This is a genomic window from Bradyrhizobium nanningense, from assembly GCF_004114535.1.
GTDB lineage: Bacteria > Pseudomonadota > Alphaproteobacteria > Rhizobiales > Xanthobacteraceae > Bradyrhizobium > Bradyrhizobium nanningense.
In genome coordinates, this window is the sequence record NZ_LBJC01000020.1 from 524,819 (window position 1) to 544,075 (window position 19,257).

The 19,257-nt window shown below is 57.8% G+C and carries 14 protein-coding genes; all 14 read left to right on the forward strand.

What is annotated here, in order from left to right:
- Positions 1–684: 684 nt before the first annotated feature.
- The 14 genes from XH84_RS15495 (at position 685) to XH84_RS15575 (ending at position 19,029) form a co-directional block, all read left to right on the forward strand.
- The gene (locus tag XH84_RS15495; RefSeq protein ID WP_128948428.1) at positions 685–1,317 is read left to right on the forward strand and encodes a NodA family N-acyltransferase; all 633 of its coding nucleotides are present in this window, start codon (positions 685–687) and stop codon (positions 1,315–1,317) included.
- Positions 1,314–1,973, forward strand: a complete 660-nt coding sequence (gene nodB / locus XH84_RS15500; protein ID WP_128948429.1) for a chitooligosaccharide deacetylase NodB — start codon at positions 1,314–1,316, stop codon at positions 1,971–1,973. The genes XH84_RS15495 and nodB overlap by 4 nt, the downstream gene beginning before the upstream one ends.
- Positions 1,974–1,988: 15 nt before the next feature.
- Complete coding sequence (gene nodC, locus XH84_RS15505) at positions 1,989–3,362, forward strand: chitooligosaccharide synthase NodC (protein ID WP_128948430.1); 1,374 nt, start codon at positions 1,989–1,991, stop codon at positions 3,360–3,362.
- Positions 3,363–3,373: 11 nt separating this feature from the next.
- On the forward strand, positions 3,374–4,003 hold the full coding sequence (gene nodS / locus XH84_RS15510) for a nodulation methyltransferase NodS (protein WP_128948431.1): 630 nt from the start codon (positions 3,374–3,376) through the stop codon (positions 4,001–4,003).
- 13 nt (positions 4,004–4,016) lie between these two features.
- Positions 4,017–5,726 (forward strand): nodulation protein NodU, encoded by a 1,710-nt coding sequence (nodU, locus tag XH84_RS15515; RefSeq protein ID WP_128948432.1) that lies wholly within the window; start codon positions 4,017–4,019, stop codon positions 5,724–5,726.
- A 1-nt stretch (position 5,727) separates the two neighbouring features.
- The gene (gene nodI, locus XH84_RS15520) at positions 5,728–6,648 is read left to right on the forward strand and encodes a nodulation factor ABC transporter ATP-binding protein NodI (RefSeq protein ID WP_128948433.1); all 921 of its coding nucleotides are present in this window, start codon (positions 5,728–5,730) and stop codon (positions 6,646–6,648) included.
- Positions 6,649–6,651: 3 nt separating this feature from the next.
- On the forward strand, positions 6,652–7,440 hold the full coding sequence (locus XH84_RS15525; RefSeq protein ID WP_128948434.1) for an ABC transporter permease: 789 nt from the start codon (positions 6,652–6,654) through the stop codon (positions 7,438–7,440).
- A 324-nt stretch (positions 7,441–7,764) separates the two neighbouring features.
- The gene (locus XH84_RS15535) at positions 7,765–9,792 is read left to right on the forward strand and encodes a carbamoyltransferase family protein (RefSeq protein WP_128948435.1); all 2,028 of its coding nucleotides are present in this window, start codon (positions 7,765–7,767) and stop codon (positions 9,790–9,792) included.
- Between the two features lie 167 nt (positions 9,793–9,959).
- Positions 9,960–11,072 carry a nodulation protein NodZ gene (locus tag XH84_RS15540; protein WP_128948436.1) on the forward strand — a complete coding sequence of 371 codons (1,113 nt, stop codon included), beginning with the start codon at positions 9,960–9,962 and terminating at the stop codon, positions 11,070–11,072.
- 692 nt (positions 11,073–11,764) lie between these two features.
- Positions 11,765–12,601 carry an SDR family NAD(P)-dependent oxidoreductase gene (locus XH84_RS15545; RefSeq protein ID WP_128948437.1) on the forward strand — a complete coding sequence of 279 codons (837 nt, stop codon included), beginning with the start codon at positions 11,765–11,767 and terminating at the stop codon, positions 12,599–12,601.
- 254 nt (positions 12,602–12,855) lie between these two features.
- A complete protein-coding gene (gene nifA, locus XH84_RS15550) occupies positions 12,856–14,607 on the forward strand; it encodes a nif-specific transcriptional activator NifA (RefSeq protein ID WP_430641901.1) in 1,752 nt (583 codons plus the stop codon).
- A gap of 537 nt (positions 14,608–15,144) precedes the next feature.
- Positions 15,145–16,011, forward strand: a complete 867-nt coding sequence (locus XH84_RS15555; protein ID WP_128948439.1) for an electron transfer flavoprotein subunit beta/FixA family protein — start codon at positions 15,145–15,147, stop codon at positions 16,009–16,011.
- Between the two features lie 1,192 nt (positions 16,012–17,203).
- Entirely contained in the window at positions 17,204–18,364 is a 1,161-nt protein-coding gene (locus XH84_RS15570) for a GFA family protein (protein WP_245471739.1), read from the forward strand.
- The gene (locus XH84_RS15575) at positions 18,352–19,029 is read left to right on the forward strand and encodes a 2OG-Fe(II) oxygenase (protein ID WP_128948441.1); all 678 of its coding nucleotides are present in this window, start codon (positions 18,352–18,354) and stop codon (positions 19,027–19,029) included. The genes XH84_RS15570 and XH84_RS15575 overlap by 13 nt, the downstream gene beginning before the upstream one ends.
- Positions 19,030–19,257: the final 228 nt, after the last annotated feature.

Sequence of the window (19,257 nt, forward strand, 5' to 3'; positions counted from 1 at the left end):
CGCCACGATGCTTTCCGATCGTTCACGTGAGCTAAGAGAAGAGCGTCCAGACGTGCGAGCGCACCATGGGCGCGCGCTGTTGCTTCTTCTTCTTAAGCTCGCCCGTAACGCCAAGCGCGTCCCGATAAACGTTGGTATGCGGATTTCATCCGTTTCCATATTTGACGTTTACCCGCGTACAATTGAGCGCGCGTTCAGCCTCATTCTAGTGTCGAGGAATAGCGGCAGACGCAGATTGCGGATGCCAAGAATTCCAGGCGCCGCTCCAAATGGCTCGGCTGTCCAGTGAATGCGGGGCGTGTCGAAGATGTATAGAAGCCAGTTTGATCCGATGCCGCTCCGATGCGCCATCGATGAGGCTTGCGCGTCGATGGCCAGCCCTCAGACGTCGAAGCGCCGGAAGACGATGCGACAGCAGGCGCAAAAGCTAGCTGATGCAGACAGGTTCTGGCTAGTCCAACCGCCTCGTCGGCACCTTCCGATTTATAGCGCGCGCGGCATTAACCGGACGAGCGTGCAATCAAACGATCGCTCCATCGTGCAAAGGCCAGCGGCGCGGAGCAGGCGAGCGGTGCCGAGCTCCGACAGAGCATGGCGGCGCATCTCAGCATTGATCGGCGGTTCGCCGAATAGCGAATTCACGTGACCATCCCTCTTAATTCCACCGGCGCAAGGAAGCTCGCCATGAACATTGCCGTGTCCCCGACTGCGGAAGTGCCTTCTGCTCGCGCCCAAGTGCAGTGGAGCCGTCGTTGGGAAAGTGAACTTCAGCTCTCCGATCATGCCGAGCTCGCGGAGTTCTTCCGCAAGAGCTACGGACCGACGGGTTCGTTCAATGCGCAGCCGTTTGAGGGGAACCGAAGTTGGGCCGGCGCAAGACCCGAGCTCCGCGTAATTGGTTACGACGCGCTCGGGGTAGCGGCTCACATCGGGCTACTGCGCCGCTTCATCAACGTTGGTGGAGCCGATCTCCTTGTGGCCGAGCTGGGGTTATATGCGGTGCGCCCGGATCTCGAGGGTCACGGGATAAGCCACGCAATGCGCGTGATGTATCCCGCACTGCAGGAGCTGGGTGTTCCATTCGCCTTTGGCGCGGTTCGCTCGGCGCTTGAAAAACATTTGACCCGACTGGTCGAAAGGCAGGGGCTCGCCACCCTGATGCGTGGCATTCGCGTCCGCTCCACCCTGCCGGACGTCTATCCAAATTTATCGCCGACGCGCATCGAAGACGTGATTGTCGTGGTGTTTCCGGTCGGACGCTCGATAAGCGAATGGCCGGCCGGGACTGTCATCGATCGGAACGGGCCTGAGTTGTGACAGAGCGTTCTACCCTATCTATTGTCCGCTGCGACTACGCTGACGCGGGCGAAAGTCGAGCTGTCTATTTGACCTTTGACGATGGGCCAAATCCATTTTGTACGCCAGGGGTGCTCGATGTGCTGGCGCAACATCGGGTCCCCGCGACATTCTTCGTCATCGGGACGTACGCTACGGAGCATCCTGAACTCATCCGACGAATGATTGCGGAAGGGCATGAGGTTGCGAACCATACGATGACCCATCCTGATCTATCCAGATGCGGACCTGCGGAGTTACACGACGAGGTGCTGACGGCGAGCGAGGCCATCCGTCTGGCGTGCCGGAAGGCCTCGCCCAGGCATATGCGAGCGCCTTACGGCAAATGGACGCAAGAGGTGCTCGCAATGGCGGCGAGCGCTGGTCTCACGGCTCTGCACTGGTCGGTCGACCCTAGAGATTGGTCCCGCCCCGGGGTTGATACAATTGTGAATACGGTACTGGCGAACGTTCGCCCGGGTGCAATTGTGCTCCTGCACGACGGATATCCTCCCGATGAGGAGAGACTGTGCGGTGATGCCACGCTGCGCGATCAGACCAAGACGGCGCTGGCATATCTGATTCCCGCACTGCAACGGCGCGGGTTTGTAATCCGTCCACTCCCTCAACTCCACTGAAAAAAACGACACCCCATGGACCTGCTCGCGACAACCAGTGCTGCCGCCGTTTCATCTTATGCGCTCCTCTCGACTATCTATAAGAGCGTGCAAGCGCTGTATGCCCAGCCGGCGATCGACTCATCGTTGGACGACCTTGGACAAGCAGAGGTGGTCCTTCCTGCTGTGGACGTCATCGTACCGTGCTTCAACGAGGATCCAAACACACTCGCCGAATGTCTGGAGTCGATTGCCAGTCAAGACTACGCCGGAAAGATACAGGTCTATGTAGTCGATGACGGATCGGCAAACCGCGACGTTGTCGCTCCTGTGCACCAGATATATGCGAGCGATCCGAGATTCAGTTTCATCTTGTTGGCAAGCAACGTGGGAAAGCGCAAGGCGCAGATCGCAGCAATACGCAGCTCATCCGGTGATCTGGTTCTCAACGTCGATTCCGATACGATACTTGCGGCCGACGTCGTCACGAAGCTTGTATTGAAGATGCATGACCCGGCAATCGGTGCGGCCATGGGTCAGCTGATAGCAAGCAATCGCAACCAGACCTGGCTGACCAGGCTGATCGACATGGAATATTGGCTCGCGTGCAACGAAGAGCGCGCGGCACAGGCGCGCTTCGGTGCCGTCATGTGTTGCTGCGGCCCATGTGCCATGTATCGGCGGTCCGCACTCACCATGCTTCTTGATCAATATGAAGCCCAATTCTTTCGTGGGAAGCCGAGCGATTTCGGCGAAGACCGCCACCTAACGATACTCATGCTCAAGGCGGGGTTTCGAACCGAATACGTTCCGGACGCGATAGCAGCCACAGTCGTCCCGCACAGTCTTCGGCCATATCTACGACAGCAACTCCGCTGGGCGCGCAGTACCTTTCGAGATACGTTTCTTGCTTGGCGCCTGCTGCCAGAGCTCGATGGTTATTTGACGCTAGACGTTATCGGGCAAAATCTCGGCCCATTGCTCCTCGCCATTTCATCACTTGCTGCGCTCGCACAGCTCCTGATCGACGGCTCTATACCCTGGTGGACCGGATTGACGATTGCTGCAATGACTATGGTCCGGTGCAGTGTGGCAGCGCTTCGTGCTCGCGAGCTGCGGTTCATCGGCTTCTCGCTCCACACACCGATCAATATCTTTCTCTTACTGCCTTTGAAGGCCTATGCGCTTTGTACATTGAGTAATAGCGATTGGCTATCGCGAAAAGTCACCGATGTGCCGGCGGAAGAGGAGAAACAGCGTGTCATTCTGCACCCTAATGCCGGACGAGGTGCGGCTGGTGTGGGGGTGGCGCCTGCTCCTATTCGTACGGCGCCGTTATCGCAGCCTCCGTCGAGCCTGGCGGCGACGGAGAGTGTTTCCGGTCGCGATCGTTCGACTGTCTACAAATAGGTGGTCGGCTCATGACTCAGGACGCAAACCATCAACTATTAGAGCGAGAGTTGGCTGTCGACGACCCATGGTGCCTCGACACTAGTGCGTTCGAGCAGGAGCGATACGCGCAAATGCTCCGGATGTCGCGTTGCAACGGAGATGCGGGGTCTGCCCTCGAGGTCGGATGTGCAGCCGGTGCATTCACCGAGATGCTGGCGCCGCTATGCGTGCGACTTACGGTCGTGGATGTCATGCCGCAGGCAATCGAGCGAGCGCGACTGCGGACTGGGAAGTGGTCACATATTACTTGGGTCGCCTGCGACATTCAGCGGTTCTCGACCACTGAGCAATTCGATTTGATTGTCGTGGCCGAGGTTCTTTATTACCTCAAGGACGTGGTCGAGATGCATGCGGCTATCCGCAACCTAGTGAGTATGCTTGCGCCAAGTGGCACTCTCATTTTCGGGTCTGCGCGCGATGAAATATGTCAACGCTGGGGGCATGCTGCTGGTGCCGAAACGGTGATCACTCTCTTCAAGGAGAGCCTGTCGGAGATCGAGCGTCGGCACTGCCGCACCGGGTCGGCGAACGAAGACTGTTTGATCGTCCGGTTTCGGAAGCCGAGCGACCCCTCAGAACAATCAAACGTTGGCCATTAGGCCAGGAGGACGTATGCGCATCTGCGGAATAAAGTTGACACATGACGGAGCAATTGCTGTCGTCGAGGACGGTCGGCTTCTTTTTTGCGTCGAGCAAGAGAAGCGCGGCAACAGTCCACGCTATCAGTCCGTCGACAATCTCGATGCAGTCGTGCGCGCCTTGGCGGAGCATGGCCTGGATCCGCGCGACATCGATCAGTTCGTGATTGATGGCTGGGACGGGGAGAATGAATCGCAGTTCCAGCTCCTAAGCGGAGAGTTGCCGGTCGCGCTAAAAGGCGCGCCATATGTCGAGCGTCATGCTGAGGGCCTCCTCGATTCCGTCGACGGCTTTGGCCTCATCCTCGAAGGCGAGGAGTTTCCATATAAGAGCTACCCGCATGTCACGGGCCACGTCGCGTCAGCATATAGCACCAGTCCCTTCGCCAGCGCGGGGAAACCCGCGTTCTGTCTGGTATGGGACGGCTGTATCTTTCCACGCCTTTACTATGTCGAACCTCAGGGGGCGCGGCTCATCGGATCGCTGTTTCCGATGATTGGCCATGCCTATGCTGCCGCGGGCCTTCACTTCGGGCCATACCGGCAGCCGAACCGCTCCAGTTGGGATTTGGGCATTGCTGGCAAGCTGATGGCCTACATCGCGCTTGGCTCCGTGGACGAAAGCATCGTGGAAGTGTTCCAGGAGCTTTATGAAACGCGGTTGGCGGCTGACACGGAGCAGGCCCGTCGCTACCGCGAAAACATCAACAATGCGGAAGCGTCCCTTGCAGCCATTCACGACTTCTTCGAGGCAAGCGCATTGCGCCTGACGGCCAAGCGCGCGGAAGACGTCCTTGCGTCCTTTCATGTGTTCTTGGAACGTCTTCTTGTTAAGGAAATCGCGATGGTTCTGCTGCGGTACTCGTCGCTTCCGGGAGCGCGAAATCTCTGCATCGCCGGAGGTTGCGGTCTCAATATCAAATGGAATAGCGCGCTTCGCGCGACGGGACTGTTCGATGATGTCTGGGTGCCGCCGTTTCCGAATGACAGCGGCTCGGCAATCGGGGCGGCGTGCGGCGCTATGGCAGCGCAGGATGGCTTCGGGCCGTTGGAATGGTCAGTTTACAATGGTCCGGCCTTGCAGGAGAGCGAGGTTCCGCCGGACTGGGAGGCGGCACCCTGCAGTCTGCGTGAACTTGCGTCGATTCTTGCCGACAACAAGCCCGTCATCTTTCTTTCCGGGTGTGCCGAGCTTGGGCCGCGGGCCCTGGGGGGTAGAAGCATTCTTGCAGCGCCGACGTGCTCGGCAATGAAGGATCATCTCAACGACATCAAGCGTCGCGAGCACTTCCGGCCCGTGGCGCCGATCTGTCTGGAAGATCGGGCGCCGGAGATCTTCAGCCCGGGGACGCCAGATCCTTACATGCTGTTCGATCACCAGACCCGGGCGAATTGGCGCGACAGGGTCCCCGCGGTGGTCCATCTTGACGGCTCGGCGCGGCTGCAGACAATTTCCCGCAACTCTCCTCACAAAGTTGCTGCGCTTCTCGTCGAATTTGAGCAACTCACGGGCATTCCGCTGCTCTGCAACACGAGCGCAAACCTCCACGGACGCGGCTTTTTCCCGGACGCTGCGGCGGCCTGCCAATGGGGGCTTGTCGAGCATGTCTGGTGCGAAGGCATCCTCTGGAGCAAAACGTTCGTCAAGATACCGTCGTCCACGGAACGACTTCTGTCAGCCTAAGATGAACATGTCCACTGTGGCAATCGACTTTTCCGGCGTGAAAAAGTCATTTGGCGACAAGCTCATCGTCAACGACTTGTCGTTCTCGGTTGCGCGCGGAGAGTGCTTCGGACTGCTGGGGCCCAATGGAGCTGGCAAAAGCACGATTGCACGCATGCTCCTCGGCATGATTTCGCCCGACGTTGGCGAGATTACAGTCCTCGATGAGCCTGTGCCTTCCCGCGCTCGTGCGGCGCGTGTGCGCGTCGGCGTGGTGCCGCAGTTCGATAATCTTGAAAATGAGTTCACGGTACTAGAGAATTTGCTTGTGTTTGGCCGCTATTTCGGCATGAGCGCTCGCAAGATCGAGGCGGTTGCGCCCTCGTTGCTCGAGTTTGCGCGCCTTGAGGCCAAAGCGGACGTGCGCGTCTCCAAGTTGTCCGGTGGCATGAAGCGGCGGCTGACGCTGGCGCGTGCCCTGATTAATGATCCGCATTTACTCGTGATGGACGAGCCGACGACTGGTCTGGATCCGCATGCACGTCACCTGATTTGGGAGCGCCTGCGGGTTCTGCTTGCACGTGGCAAGACGATCCTCTTGACCACCCACTTCATGGAAGAAGCCGAACGCCTGTGCGACCGGCTATGCGTGCTTGAGAGTGGATGTAAAATCGCCGAAGGCAAGCCAGACGCTTTGATCGACGAACATATTGGCTGCAACGTGCTCGAAATCTATGGCGGTGATCTACATCAACTCCAAGAGCTGATCAGGCCTTATGCGCGGCACATCGAAGTCAGTGGTGAGACGCTTTTCTGCTACGCGCAATATCCGGAGCAAGTCTGCGTGCATTTGCGCGGGCGAGCGGGCCTTCGCGTTCTGCAGCGCCCCCCGAACCTCGAAGACGTGTTTTTGCGGTTGACCGGGCGCGAGATGGAGAAATGAGCAATGAATGAGAGTTATGCGTCGGTGATGCCGGCTAACGCTTACAACTGGATCGCGGTATGGCGACGAAACTTCATGGCATGGAGGAAAGTCGCGCTTGCATCGATTCTCGGCAATCTCGCAGACCCCATAACCAATCTGTTTGGTCTTGGCTTTGGCCTCGGACTCATCGTGGGACAAGTTGAGGGAACTTCGTACATTGCTTTTTTGGCAGCGGGTATGGTCGCGGTCAGCGCGATGACATCCGCGACCTTTGAAACGCTATATGCAGCCTTTGCTCGCATGGACGCCAAGCGCACTTGGGAAGCAATCCTTTCTACTCAGCTCACGCTTGGCGATATCGTCCTGGGTGAACTGGTGTGGGCGGCCAGTAAGTCCGTTCTGGCCGGAACAGCGATCGGAATCGTCGCCGCCACGATGGGCTATACGTCATGGCCGTCCATTCTGTATGCGATGCCCACAATCGCCCTTACTGGCCTCGTATTCTCGAGCCTTGCGATGGTCGTCATATCTCTCGCACCAAGTTACGATTACTTCGTGTTCTACCAGACACTTGTCCTCACTCCTATGGTGTTCTTGTGTGGCGTGGTCTTTCCGACGAGCCAACTGCCCGGTTCATTTCAGCACGCTGCCGCCATGCTGCCGCTCGCACATTCGGTCGACCTTATTCGTCCAGCGATGCTTGAGCGCGGCGCCGACAGTGCTGCCCTGCACGTAGGTGCGCTCTGCGTATACGCGGTCTTGCCCTTTTTCGCGTCGACAGCGCTATTTCAGCGCCGGCTTCTGCGTTGACATGACATGAGCGAAACGGAGAAGGTCGAATCAATGCAGTGTCATGGTAGGTACCGCGGTAGCTCGCGAGTGACCTGGTCTGTGACAGCTTCTGCAATGACCTTAAGAAGCCACGATCGACCCAGCTCTACGGCCGCCTGTTCGGCCGATCGGTGTCGGACGTCAGCACCCTTATTTATGAGCTCCTGTCGCTCGGCGCCGAGACGGACCTTACAAAGTCGTGTTGTGCTGTCTGGCTTTCGCACCTGCGGAGCGTGACAGTACAGGTTAGATCGGTGGGACGGTGCAGTTTGGCCTTCCCGCCATGGCTAGTTGGAGAACGCAATGTTGTGCCTGGGACTGAGTGGCGGCCTTGACAGAATCTATGAAAGCTCTCCGGAGCTGCCGAATACATTTCTTCACGATGGCGCTGCGGTTCTTGTGCAGGATGGCCGCGTAATTGCTGCTGTCGAAGAGGAGCGCCTCAACCGCATCAAGCACTCCAACAAGTTCCCTAGCAATTCGATCCGGTACTGCCTTTCTACCGCAGGAGTCGAGCTCGGGGACATCGACCGTATCGCGTTCTACGCGACTGAAGCCTACTGCAAAACCATGCTCGAGCGCCTTTCTGTTTCTCAGCCCGTTCCGTTGGACGCCAAACTGTTGCTGCAGCAGCTGCTGGCACGGGAGTTCGGGGCTGAGATCGATTCGTCCCGGCTTTCCTTCGTGAATCACCACGAAGCACATGCCGTGAGCGCGTTTGCCATGTCCGGGTTCGAGCAAAGTCTCGTCTTTGCGATCGACGGAGGTGGAGATTTTCTCTCAGGCTTATTGGCGGTAGGGTCTGGCACCGAAATTGCGGAACTTGTAAGTTTCCCGGAACATAACTCCTTGGGGCTGCTCTATCTTGAGACGATCCGATATCTCGGCTACGGGATGTTCGACGAATACAAAGTGATGGGGCTCGCACCGTATGGTGATCCCGATCGCTATCGCGAACTGTTCGCGCAGTTCTACGAGCTGTTGGACAGCGGTGGCTATCGCGTTCACCTGGACCGAATCGGACCGGCCCTGGTCCGCAACATCCAAGTGCGGCGAAAGGGAATGCCATTCACCCAACAGCATCGAGATGTCAGCGCGTCGCTGCAGGAAGCACTGGAGCGGATCGTCCTTCACACCCTGCGGCACCATCGTGAAGCGACAGGCATGAAACGCTTGTGCCTAGCTGGCGGGGTGGCCCATAATTGCTCGCTCAATGGTAAGCTGCTTTATTCCGGACTATTTGACGACATCTTTGTTCAACCAGCGGCGCACGACGCTGGTTGCGCACTCGGCGCTGCATTAATGGTATCAAATGAGCTAGGTAGGCCAGCGCCGCGCGTGCGACTGCCGGACGTTTATTGGGGGCCCGATCTGGGGAACGAGCAAGCCGTAGAGCTTGAGCTCAACGCATGGTCAGGCCATCTCGACATTCAACGCAGTGATGACATAGCATCCAGTGCGGCAGACTTGATGGCAAATGGCGCTGTAATCGGCTGGGTTCAGGGCCGCTCTGAATTCGGCCCACGTGCGCTTGGTAACCGAAGCATTCTTGCCGACCCGCGTCCTGCGGAGAACAAGGACCGCATCAACGCGATGGTCAAGAAGCGGGAGGGCTATCGCCCCTTTGCGCCATCTGTACTGGAGGAAGATGCGAGCGAGTTCTTTGAGCTCCCGGACGGCGCGTGGCAGCTCCCCTTCATGAACTTCGTGGTTCGTGTGCGTGAAGCCAAGCGTAACGTGCTCGGTGCGATCACGCACGTTGATGGGACGGCTCGGCTGCAGACCGTATCGCGCAAGACAAACCCCGCCTACTGGGATGTAATTAATGCGTTCAAGAAGCGAACGGGCATTCCGATTCTTCTAAATACCTCATTTAACAACAATGCCGAACCGATCGTGCAGTCCGTGTCGGACGCGATCACCACGTTCTTGACGACTGACCTGGACGGACTTGTTGTTGGGCCGTTCCTCGTCAGGAAGCGACCAACATCACTGGAGGATTGGAGTGCGCTAGGCGTTTCATTGCCGCCGTATGCATCCCTTCATCGTGTTCGCTCCCACACAGCGCCAGATCGTCAGGACACGGTCTGCGAGATCCGCACGGGACATTCCGCCCACTCGAGTATGCGTATCTCACCTGAGCTTTTCGAGATGTTGATGCGAATCGAGGGCGAGGCGTCGCTCGGGTGGCTTTTCGAACCAGCCATGCTGGACCAGGCCAAGCGTGAAGATCTTGTGAAGGAATTGCGGCTCGTATGGGAACGGCGGTGCATTCGCCTGCATCCGCCGCGCGCGGCTTGCGGCCACAATGAAGTGCAAAGCGGAACATAGCCGTAAGTCATGAGCACGGCTATGCCTATGCGTGTATGTGAGGGGACCAGGCCATCCGATGCACAGCGGGCCATTGGGCGTCTGGACTTCGGGCTGGTCGATGCAACACCGCTGAAGAAAGTACGGAAAGTATTGAGAGAACGCGGTTCAGCACGGATAACCCCGCTATGAAGTTCTACCGACGCAGCTCGCCGGTACTGCGATCGCAGGCCCTGACGTCGGGCGAGAAGATGCCCGAGATGTCTGTGTTGACATCTCGTGTCCAACCAGGAGCGCACGAAAAGGCAAGGCAGATGGGTAGCGATTTGAGGAAGGATCGGTTCGTCGTGTCCCGGCGACGTACGGGGTTCGGCGACTGTCTGTGGTCACTGGCGGCAGCCTGGCGTTTTGCAAAGCAGACAGGACGGACGCTAGCCATTGATTGGCGGGGATCTTGTTATCTTGATGAACCATTCACCAATGCCTTTCCAGTTTTCTTCGAACCGGTTGATGACATTGCAGGTGTGCAGATAATTTGCGATGACGACATCAATCAACGTTCGTTTCCGGGCCCATTCTTTCCGGCATGGTGGAATAAGCCATCTATCGATTGCGTCTATCGCCCGGACGAGCAGATTTTCCGGGAACGCGACCAACTCGATCAACTATTCCAAAGTCAGAGAGATAGCGACGCTAACACGGTTGTCTGTGATGCCTGCCTGATGTGGCGCTGCGATCAGGAGGCGGAACGAGAAATCTTCCGGAGTATCAAGCCGCGACCTGAAATTCAGGCTCGGATTGATGCTATCTACCGCGAGCACTTTGAGCCGTACAGCGTCATCGGCATTCATGTCCGGCATGGCAACGGCGAAGATATTATGGGGCATGCTCCTTACTGGGCTGACGCGGAGCGCGCCTTGCAGCAGGTCTGTAATGCCATTGATAAGGCCAGGGGTTTGCGCCACGCAAAACCTGTGAGGGCGTTCCTGTGCACGGACAGCACGTTCGTCCTTGAGCAGGTTTCGGCTAAATTCCCTGATGTTTTCGCGATCCCAAAGCAATTCCAGGCCCCTCAAGCCGGCCCATTGCACAATCCGGCCCTCGGAGCCGAAGGTGGCTTTGCTGCCCTCACCGAGATGTATCTCCTAGCCCGCTGCGACACCGTGATCCGTTTTCCCCCGACGAGCGCCTTCACGCGCTATGCGCGTCTTTTCGCCCCACGCGTTATAGAATTCGATTTGAACGATCCGGGCCGCTTGATCCTCATTGAGGAAGACTCGCAAGAGCTCATGGCTTTATGAAAGTCGCAGACCCGCTTGATCGATCTGTCAGCCGCTCTGTACATCCAAGAGTGCTGGAAGATCTTTCCGTGCGACGATTTTTCTGCCCGTGTTGCAGTTGCCGCAAACTTTCAGCGGCGAAGAGAACGAAGCGGGGGGCGGACGCCCTCGGCTGAGGCGCGACTTCGACAAGAACGGCCCTAAACTGCTGCTTCAGCAAAGGAGGAGCACGTCGTCGTCTTCTTTTCGGGCGGGCCACAAATGGAAGCTAATCGGCGCTCAATCACGGATGAACATTTCAGCACGCCAGCTCGTGTTTGGAACCGACACGCCCGATCCCAGTGCTGCTCAGAGCATCGCGCGATAAATCAAAATCGACCGCCTGCCGAATCTAACGTGCAAGCCTGGTACGTCAGTTTTTCCCGAGCGATCTTTGACCTCGACGAGAGGTGCCGGCCAGCCGCAGGCTCGTACGGCTGCGCGATCAAGAGAGCGAACGCGGCTGGTCGCCCTTTCATGAAGGAGGCGAGTGTGCTCGCAAACTTACGTAGCGAATTCACCATCGCTGTCGGAAAGCTCACCGCCGCTGTCTTGAATCCGCCAAGCATTCCGCGTGCGCGACATTAGGACGCGAAACGGAAGTGGATTTACGTGCATCGCAGTGGCGCAAATCCTGCTACGGGTGCGCGGGAGCAACAGTAGAGGAGGCGGCTGTGGGTCTCGATCTGCCAAATGACAAACTGATCAGAGGCCCGCTGCCCGAAGCACATATGGATCGCCTCATTGAGGCTGATAAAGCGCATGTTGATCGTGGTGAACCGAAGGCGATGTTGCTCACCGGGGCATCGCGCGGAATTGGCCATGCCACCGCCAAGCTATTCTCGGAGGCGGGCTGGCGCATCATTTCTTGCGCGCGCCAACCGTTCGACGGTGAGCGATGCCCCTGGGGGGCTGGGAATGACGATCACTTCCAGATCGACCTGGGCGATCATCGAATGCTGCCGCGCGCGATCACCGAGGTCAAGAAACGCTTGGCCGGTGCGCCCTTGCACGCGCTGGTGAACAATGCCGGTGTCTCGCCGAAAACGCCCACTGGCGATCGGCTGACATCGTTGACCACGTCAACCGATACCTGGATGAGGGTCTTTCACCTTAATCTGGTGGCTCCGATCCTGCTGGCGCAGGGTTTGTTTGATGAGCTAAGAGCCGCGTCAGGATCGATCGTGAATGTGACGTCAATTGCGGGCTCGCGGGTGCACCCATTCGCCGGTAGCGCCTATGCGACCTCGAAAGCTGCGCTTGCGAGCCTCACACGCGAGCTGGCCCACGACTACGCGCCGCATGGCATTCGCGTAAATGCGATCGCGCCCGGCGAAATCAAAACCGACATGCTATCGCCGGAGACGGAAGCCCGTCTCGTTCCAAGTATCCCGCTGCGCAGAGTGGGGACCCCGGATGAAGTGGCCAAGGTCATCTTCTTCCTGTGCTCGGATGCGGCGAGTTATGTCACGGGTGCTGAGGTGCCGATCAATGGTGGGCAGCATCTGTGAATCGGCCGGCGCGGCGGCGAGGCTGACTTGAACTGCAGCAACCGCACTCGTGTTCTCCGCTGACGGCGCGCATACAATCAACAAAAAATGAATCGAAGGCACACCGCAAGTTTACTGTCGTGCCATGAAAAAGTGTCACGGTTCGATGTCATCTCGTCAACACTTGGCGCTAGATCGAGAGTGACATGCAAAACGAAGCTCGCCAATCCGGACATTGCTCCAGGGAGGATGATCAAGACAACGGAGACAGGCTCATGCTGCACATTCCTTCCTCGAGCGAAAGACCTGCCTCGCAACCAGAGCCGGAGCGTAAGCCCCCGGGGGAGCCGTCGCATGAAAGCGCGCTGACCGGCATCTTCGAAATATCGAACATACTCAATGCTCCTGGTCGGCTCGAAGTCACTTTGGCCAACGTCCTTGCTGTTCTGCAATCGTTTGTGCCGATGCGACACGGCATCGTCTCACTGTTCAGGGATGACGGCATGCCAGAAATTACAGTCGGCGCCGGCTGGAGCGAAGGCACTGGCGAGCGCTACCGGAGCTGCCTGCCGCAGAAAGCAATCGACGAGATTGTGACGACAGGTAGGCCTCTTGTCGTCGAGAACGTAGCCGCCGAGCCGGCCTTCAGCGCTGCCGACCGGGAGGTTCTCGGCGCCTCCGAGAGTATGCCGGTAGCATTCATCGGGGTTCCGATTAGTATTGATCAGGGGGTCGTTGGCACGCTGACGATCGACCGTATCCCGGAAGATAGTTCAGGTCTCCGGCTCGAGTACGATACGCGGCTGCTCACCATGGTCGCCAACCTGGTGGGACAAGCAGTAAAGTTACATCGCGTGTTCGCCAGCGATCGCGAGCCATTGTTAGTGGACAAAGACCGGCTAGAGAAGCAGATAGTTGACGGTGGGCCGCCCGCTCGCGAGCGCAAAAAGCTTCACGCCCACGCGATCATTGGCGACAGCCCGGCGCTGAGCGGGCTGCTCGAGAAGATTGCGGTTGTAGCCAGATCAAACAGCACGGTTCTGCTGCGCGGCGAATCGGGCACCGGCAAGGAGCTCGTAGCCAAGGCCATTCACGAGTCCTCGGCCCGTGCTAAGCGGCCGTTCGTTAAGCTGAATTGCGCGGCGCTCCCTGAGACGGTTCTGGAATCGGAACTGTTTGGCCATGAGAAAGGTGCCTTTACCGGTGCTGTCAGCTCCCGCAAGGGGCGCTTCGAACTTGCCGATAAAGGGTCGCTATTTCTTGACGAGATCGGCGAGATCTCAGCTCCGTTCCAGGCGAAGTTGCTGCGAGTTCTGCAAGAGCAGGAGTTCGAGCGCGTCGGCAGCAATCACACGATTAAAGTCGATGTTCGAGTTATAGCTGCGACCAACCGGAACCTTGAAGAGGCCGTGGCACGGAGCGAGTTCCGCGCGGACCTCTATTATCGTATTAGCGTAGTGCCCTTGTTGTTGCCGCCGCTGCGCGAAAGACGCAGTGATATTCCGCTGCTCGCCAGAGAGTTCCTCAGAAAGTTCAACAGCGAGAACGGCCGTACGCTCACTCTGGAGGCGAGCGCGATCGAAGTACTGATGAGCTGTGGCTTTCCGGGAAATGTCCGCGAACTCGAAAACTGCATCGAGCGAACAGCGACGCTGTGTGCCGGATCATCGATTGTGAGAAGTGACTTTGCATGCAGCCAAGACCAGTGCCTTTCCACGATGCTGTGGAAAAGCACATCGCACGGCAAAACAGACCAAGCGGCACCGATGCAACCGATGCCTGCAAAGCCTATCATTCCGCTAGCTGAAACGACCCCGCCGCCGCAGTCTGGCTGCGAACTGGCCTCACTGGCACCTCCTGGCACGGTTCTCGTTGGTGGTGCGAGGATGGCCGATCGCGAGCGGGTCATTGCGGCCATGGAAAAATCTGGCTGGGTCCAGGCCAAGGCAGCGCGCCTACTTGGACTAACCCCGCGCCAAATCGGCTACGCGCTGAGGAAATACGGAATCGAGATAAAGCGGTTCTGAACGACCACATCGGTCGGAACTGATACCGCCAAATCGATAGGTGAAGACGATCCGCCTAAGCCAGTCCATGCAATCTGAAGGGAATGGGTCCGTCCGCGGCGACGACCTGGCTGCGAGCGCTGCGACCGCGAGGAGGGCTGATCTGTTCGGTCAGAGATGGAGCGTGCGCCATGAGAGCCTCGCCTGCGGGTCATACAATCGCGAACCGCCGGTTGCTCGTCACGAAGAGCTATCATCCCGGTGCTCAATCAAACCGGATTAGCGAACCAAATGCTTATTGACCCTCGATCGGTCTGATGCGCGCAGGTGATTAGCGGCAGTCATCCCGCAAGCAGCCGTCATTTGCCTGGCGTGCGCTGCGGAACACGCTGTGTCGGAGCCCTGACTTGTGTCGTCATTCGTTCGTCAGGAAGAGCAGCCTAGAGAGGCGCATTAGCCGGTTTGAGCCTTTGTGACCGCAAGCCGAGTCCAAAACCGCGGGGATGGTACAACACTTGCTGTTCTCTTCGCAGCTGACGCAACTTTAGGAGCAACCCCGTGCATAATGTTGTCTGCATCAAACAAGTTCCGGACTCGGCGCAGATCCGCGTGCACCCCGTAACCAATACAATCATGCGTCAGGGAGTGCCGACCATCATCAACCCATATGACCTCTTCGCGCTCGAGGCCGCGCTGGAGCTGCGCGATCGGTTCGGCGGTGAAATTACCGTGCTTACCATGGGACCGCCATCGGCCGAGGAGTCCTTGAGAAAGGCACTGACCTATGGTGCTGATCGCGCCGTCCTACTCACCGATCGCTGCTTTGCGGGATCCGATACGCTGGCCACAACGTATGCACTTGCAACAGCGATCCGGAAAATTGGTAAGGAATATGGCCGGACAAACCTCATCTTCACGGGAAAGCAGACCATCGACGGCGATACTGCGCAGGTCGGTCCCGGCATCGCAAAGCGACTGGGCGTAGGCCAACTAACTTACGTTGCGAAGGTCAGATCCCTGGACGTCGCCAATCAAACAATAGAAGCTGAGCGACGCTCGGAAGGTGGTGTGCAGGTTCTGCACACCAGATTGCCCTGCCTCATCACCATGCTTGAGGCGACGAATCAGATTCGTCGTGGCGCGATGCCGGATGCCTTACGTGCCGCGCGTGCCCAAATCGTGAAATGGAGCGCGCAAGATGCCGGTATCGAAGACATCTCCAAATGCGGGCTCAAGGGCTCGCCAACTGTCGTCAAGCGTGTGTTCGCTCCCTCTGCGCGGGCCGAGAAGGCGGCGTTGGTCGAGTGCGCCGAGCAACCGGCGCAGGCGTTGATAGACGCAATTTTCTCGCATCAACCGAAGCTCGAAACCGATCTTGCGGCGCTTGCTCGTGAGGCTCGATCTGGAGAGTCCAGGCAATCGTAGCAGTTACGCTCCAAGGAATGTATCAATGCCGCGCCGTGTCGATGAGCGCGCAACATGTACCTAGGAATCTCGACCAGCTGCCAAGAGAGTCTGCTATGGCGTCCGTCGATCTCGCGATCAACCGGGGCCGCATGGTCCGTAGACGACGCTATGGTTACGGTCGATGCCCGGAATCGCACGGGTTTGTCGGGATACGGCCAAACGTGCCTGGGCATATTCCAGATCCTCCGTTCGGTCGTGTTCGACGGCGAAGGCCACTGCTTCCCCTTTAACGATCGCGAGCGAAGACGGAATACGTCAGCGACCCTCGTCACCATACTAGCGCAGCGCTGTGCGCGCCAAAAGCGCTGTCGCTGGCTTTAGGGCGCAAAGCCAATCTATGCGGCGCACTCGAGGCAATCTCCACGGTTCAGCAGCCCCGTACGCATGTGAACGGCTGCTGGCCGTTCGCTGTTTGGTTCCTAACGGCGGTGCGCAGCCTCTCAAGTGCCATGCACTTGCAATGAGGAGAGGTCACGAGCGTATAGCAACCTCTTCGGACTCTTGCGAACCGAATTCGAGGGTTGGCATGATGATTGCTGTGAGCCAGTAACAACTAAGAGGTGGTGATCGCGAACCCGACCCACCAGAGACCGGAGGCCATATGAGCTCGGTAGGTACGAATTGGATTTGCAATGCTGTACCAAGCTGACAGCGCTTCGATGAAATGGCAGCAGCAACCGCGAGGGCTTGGCTCATTCGCCCCGGATCGCGAAAGCTGCAAGCTCGCCGAGCGAGCAGATGCGCTACTCGCGCACGCGACATTAGCCTCAGCATGGCGTAGGCGGCGAAGTATCCACGATGAGCCTCCACGCGCATGCTGGCCGTGGCTGGCATTGCCGCATCGGATTGCTGGTGGACCGGAAACCAACGGATCCTCGCCGCTCCATCAATGAACGCATTCCGTTCGATGTGCATGAGCAGGACAGAGCATGCCGCTGTCTGCCCCGCCAAGGAAAATACGAAAGTCCGCCAGAAAGGTGAACGCAGTCATAGGCCCTTCGAAGTCAATGAACTCAGGACGGTTAATAGTGGGCCTGGATACGGAGTTGCTTCGTCAACGACCGGTTCGCTTCTCATCTGCAAGGGTCAAATGACATCTCGAGCGTCTCAATTTGCACCGGATCAGCCTCCGAGGATATCCTGCGAGTACTTGACCGAGCAAGCGCAAGCCTTGTTCGGTCCGCATCCGTTCGCTTCGCAGATGTCCAAAGATCAGGTCGCCAGCCTGCTGCCTGAATACCTGGCGATGTCACAGGCGTTCCCGTACCTACAGGCAGGGTCCCAAAGGGATCTCATATTCGATGCGATGAATCAAAATCGGGATCTTGCGAGGGACATTGAATTAACCAGCGTGGTCGCCAATTTTATCTGCTGGGATGAGACCGGCGGCCATGGCCGGATTCTCCAGGGCGGCAAGGCGGCGCTACCCGATATTCTTTTGACGGAATACTTTCACTCCAACCTCTTGAGAAAGGATGCCTCGCAACTACTCGGCAGAGCAATACTGCCCAACTATAGCGACAGGACGAAGCAGTACCTGCATTCTCTCTATGCCGGATTGTCATCGAAAGACGCCCTGGTTCGTTGCGCCTACATGGTCGCGTTTGAACTCCATGCTGCGGATATGATCCAGTCGCTGTGGACCAGTCTGGTAAAGACCTTCGAGGCGCGGCCGGACGATCTCGAGTATTTTCGCGTTCATGTCGGTGGAGAGGATCCTGCGGAGAGGTACCACGGAGAAATGACAGGCCGGCTGATTGGTAAACTCGTGCCGGCTGGGAGTAGTGATCGCTTTTTGGATGAATTCGGTCGAGCCTATGAGCTCAGCGTCCAGTGGTGCCGCGATCTGCTCGGAATGGCCGTGCGCACGGGAGATGATCACTCCGAGATCCAACATCGTGGGCGTTGTCATTGTGGCTCTATCAAGTTCCACGTCAGTGCGCCCCGAGAGCTGTCCGCAGTTCGATGCAATTGCTCAATTTGTCAAATGTCTGGATTTGTCCACTTGCTCGTAACTGGCGATAAGCTACGCATCGAGTGCGGTGAAGAATTCCTCACTACGTACCAGTTCAACAAGAACATTGCTCGGCACACGTTTTGCCGGCTTTGTGGCGTAAAGCCATTCTATAGGCCGAGGTCGAGCCCCTCCGGGTTCAGCGTAAATGTTCGATGTCTAGATAGAAGGACGATCGAGCGCATAAGAATAACTGAGTTCGACGGCGAGCATTGGGAGCAAGCATTCGCGTCAATGCACCGGGACCCGGAGTCATGCTTCGAAAATCAAAGGAGTGAGCTCGAATGGCGCGCGTAATGAATGATAAATCCCGTCTGCTTACAGAAGAAGTCCTGACAAAGTACCGCGTAGAGCTGTTAGTAAAAGGGACGGTCGTGATCGCCCCGCAGATATTATTCACGCAAGACGACTTGGCCAAGATCGATCAGCTGCAGGCTGATATCCCGGAAGAAGAAGTGCGGGAGGGAGATGCCGGCGACTTGCACAGGGTCTTTGTCAAGCGCGTGAGGGTAGACCCGCCGGGCCGCGCGCCTAGCAACGTGAGTGGGACAGCTGCACGGCAGATCATGGAGCTACTCGAAAGTAAAGACCGCAGCTTCGCGCTAAGCAAGATATTCGGAGCATCCTCGGATTACGTGGTTCGCCGATGCCAAATGCATCGTATGCCGCCGGGGTCCTTTGTCGGCATCCATTTGGACGCGGAGAGTGATCCGGATTTCGAGTACTCGGTGATTGTGCAGCTAACGAGAGACTTCAACGGCGGCGAATTCGTGGTATATCCAACGGGGTACGAACAACACGTATTCCGACCGCCATTTGGCGCCGTGATTGTCACAACATGTAAGGTGCGGCATGAGGTAAGGCCGGTGTTGAGCGGGGAACGCCGATCCCTCGTGTACTTCTGTTCGAAACGCGGCGGCGCGAACCGCCGGGTCATCGAAGGTCCTACCGCTCGGCTTTAGGGTGGCGCCTGATATGGTTCTCTGAGAATCGGGCGGCTCTCCGGAGAATTAGATTGCTTTCCCATCTTGTGGTCAGACTGACCTTCGTAAGGTCTGGGACAATTCTTGTCGGAAGAGATGGCTAACATTGATCTCTGTACGGCCACGACACATCATCCGACCAAAGCTTACTAGGTGCTTGTGGCCATCTTCGTCGCTGCGTGAAACCACGGGGGGGCGCGTCGGCGG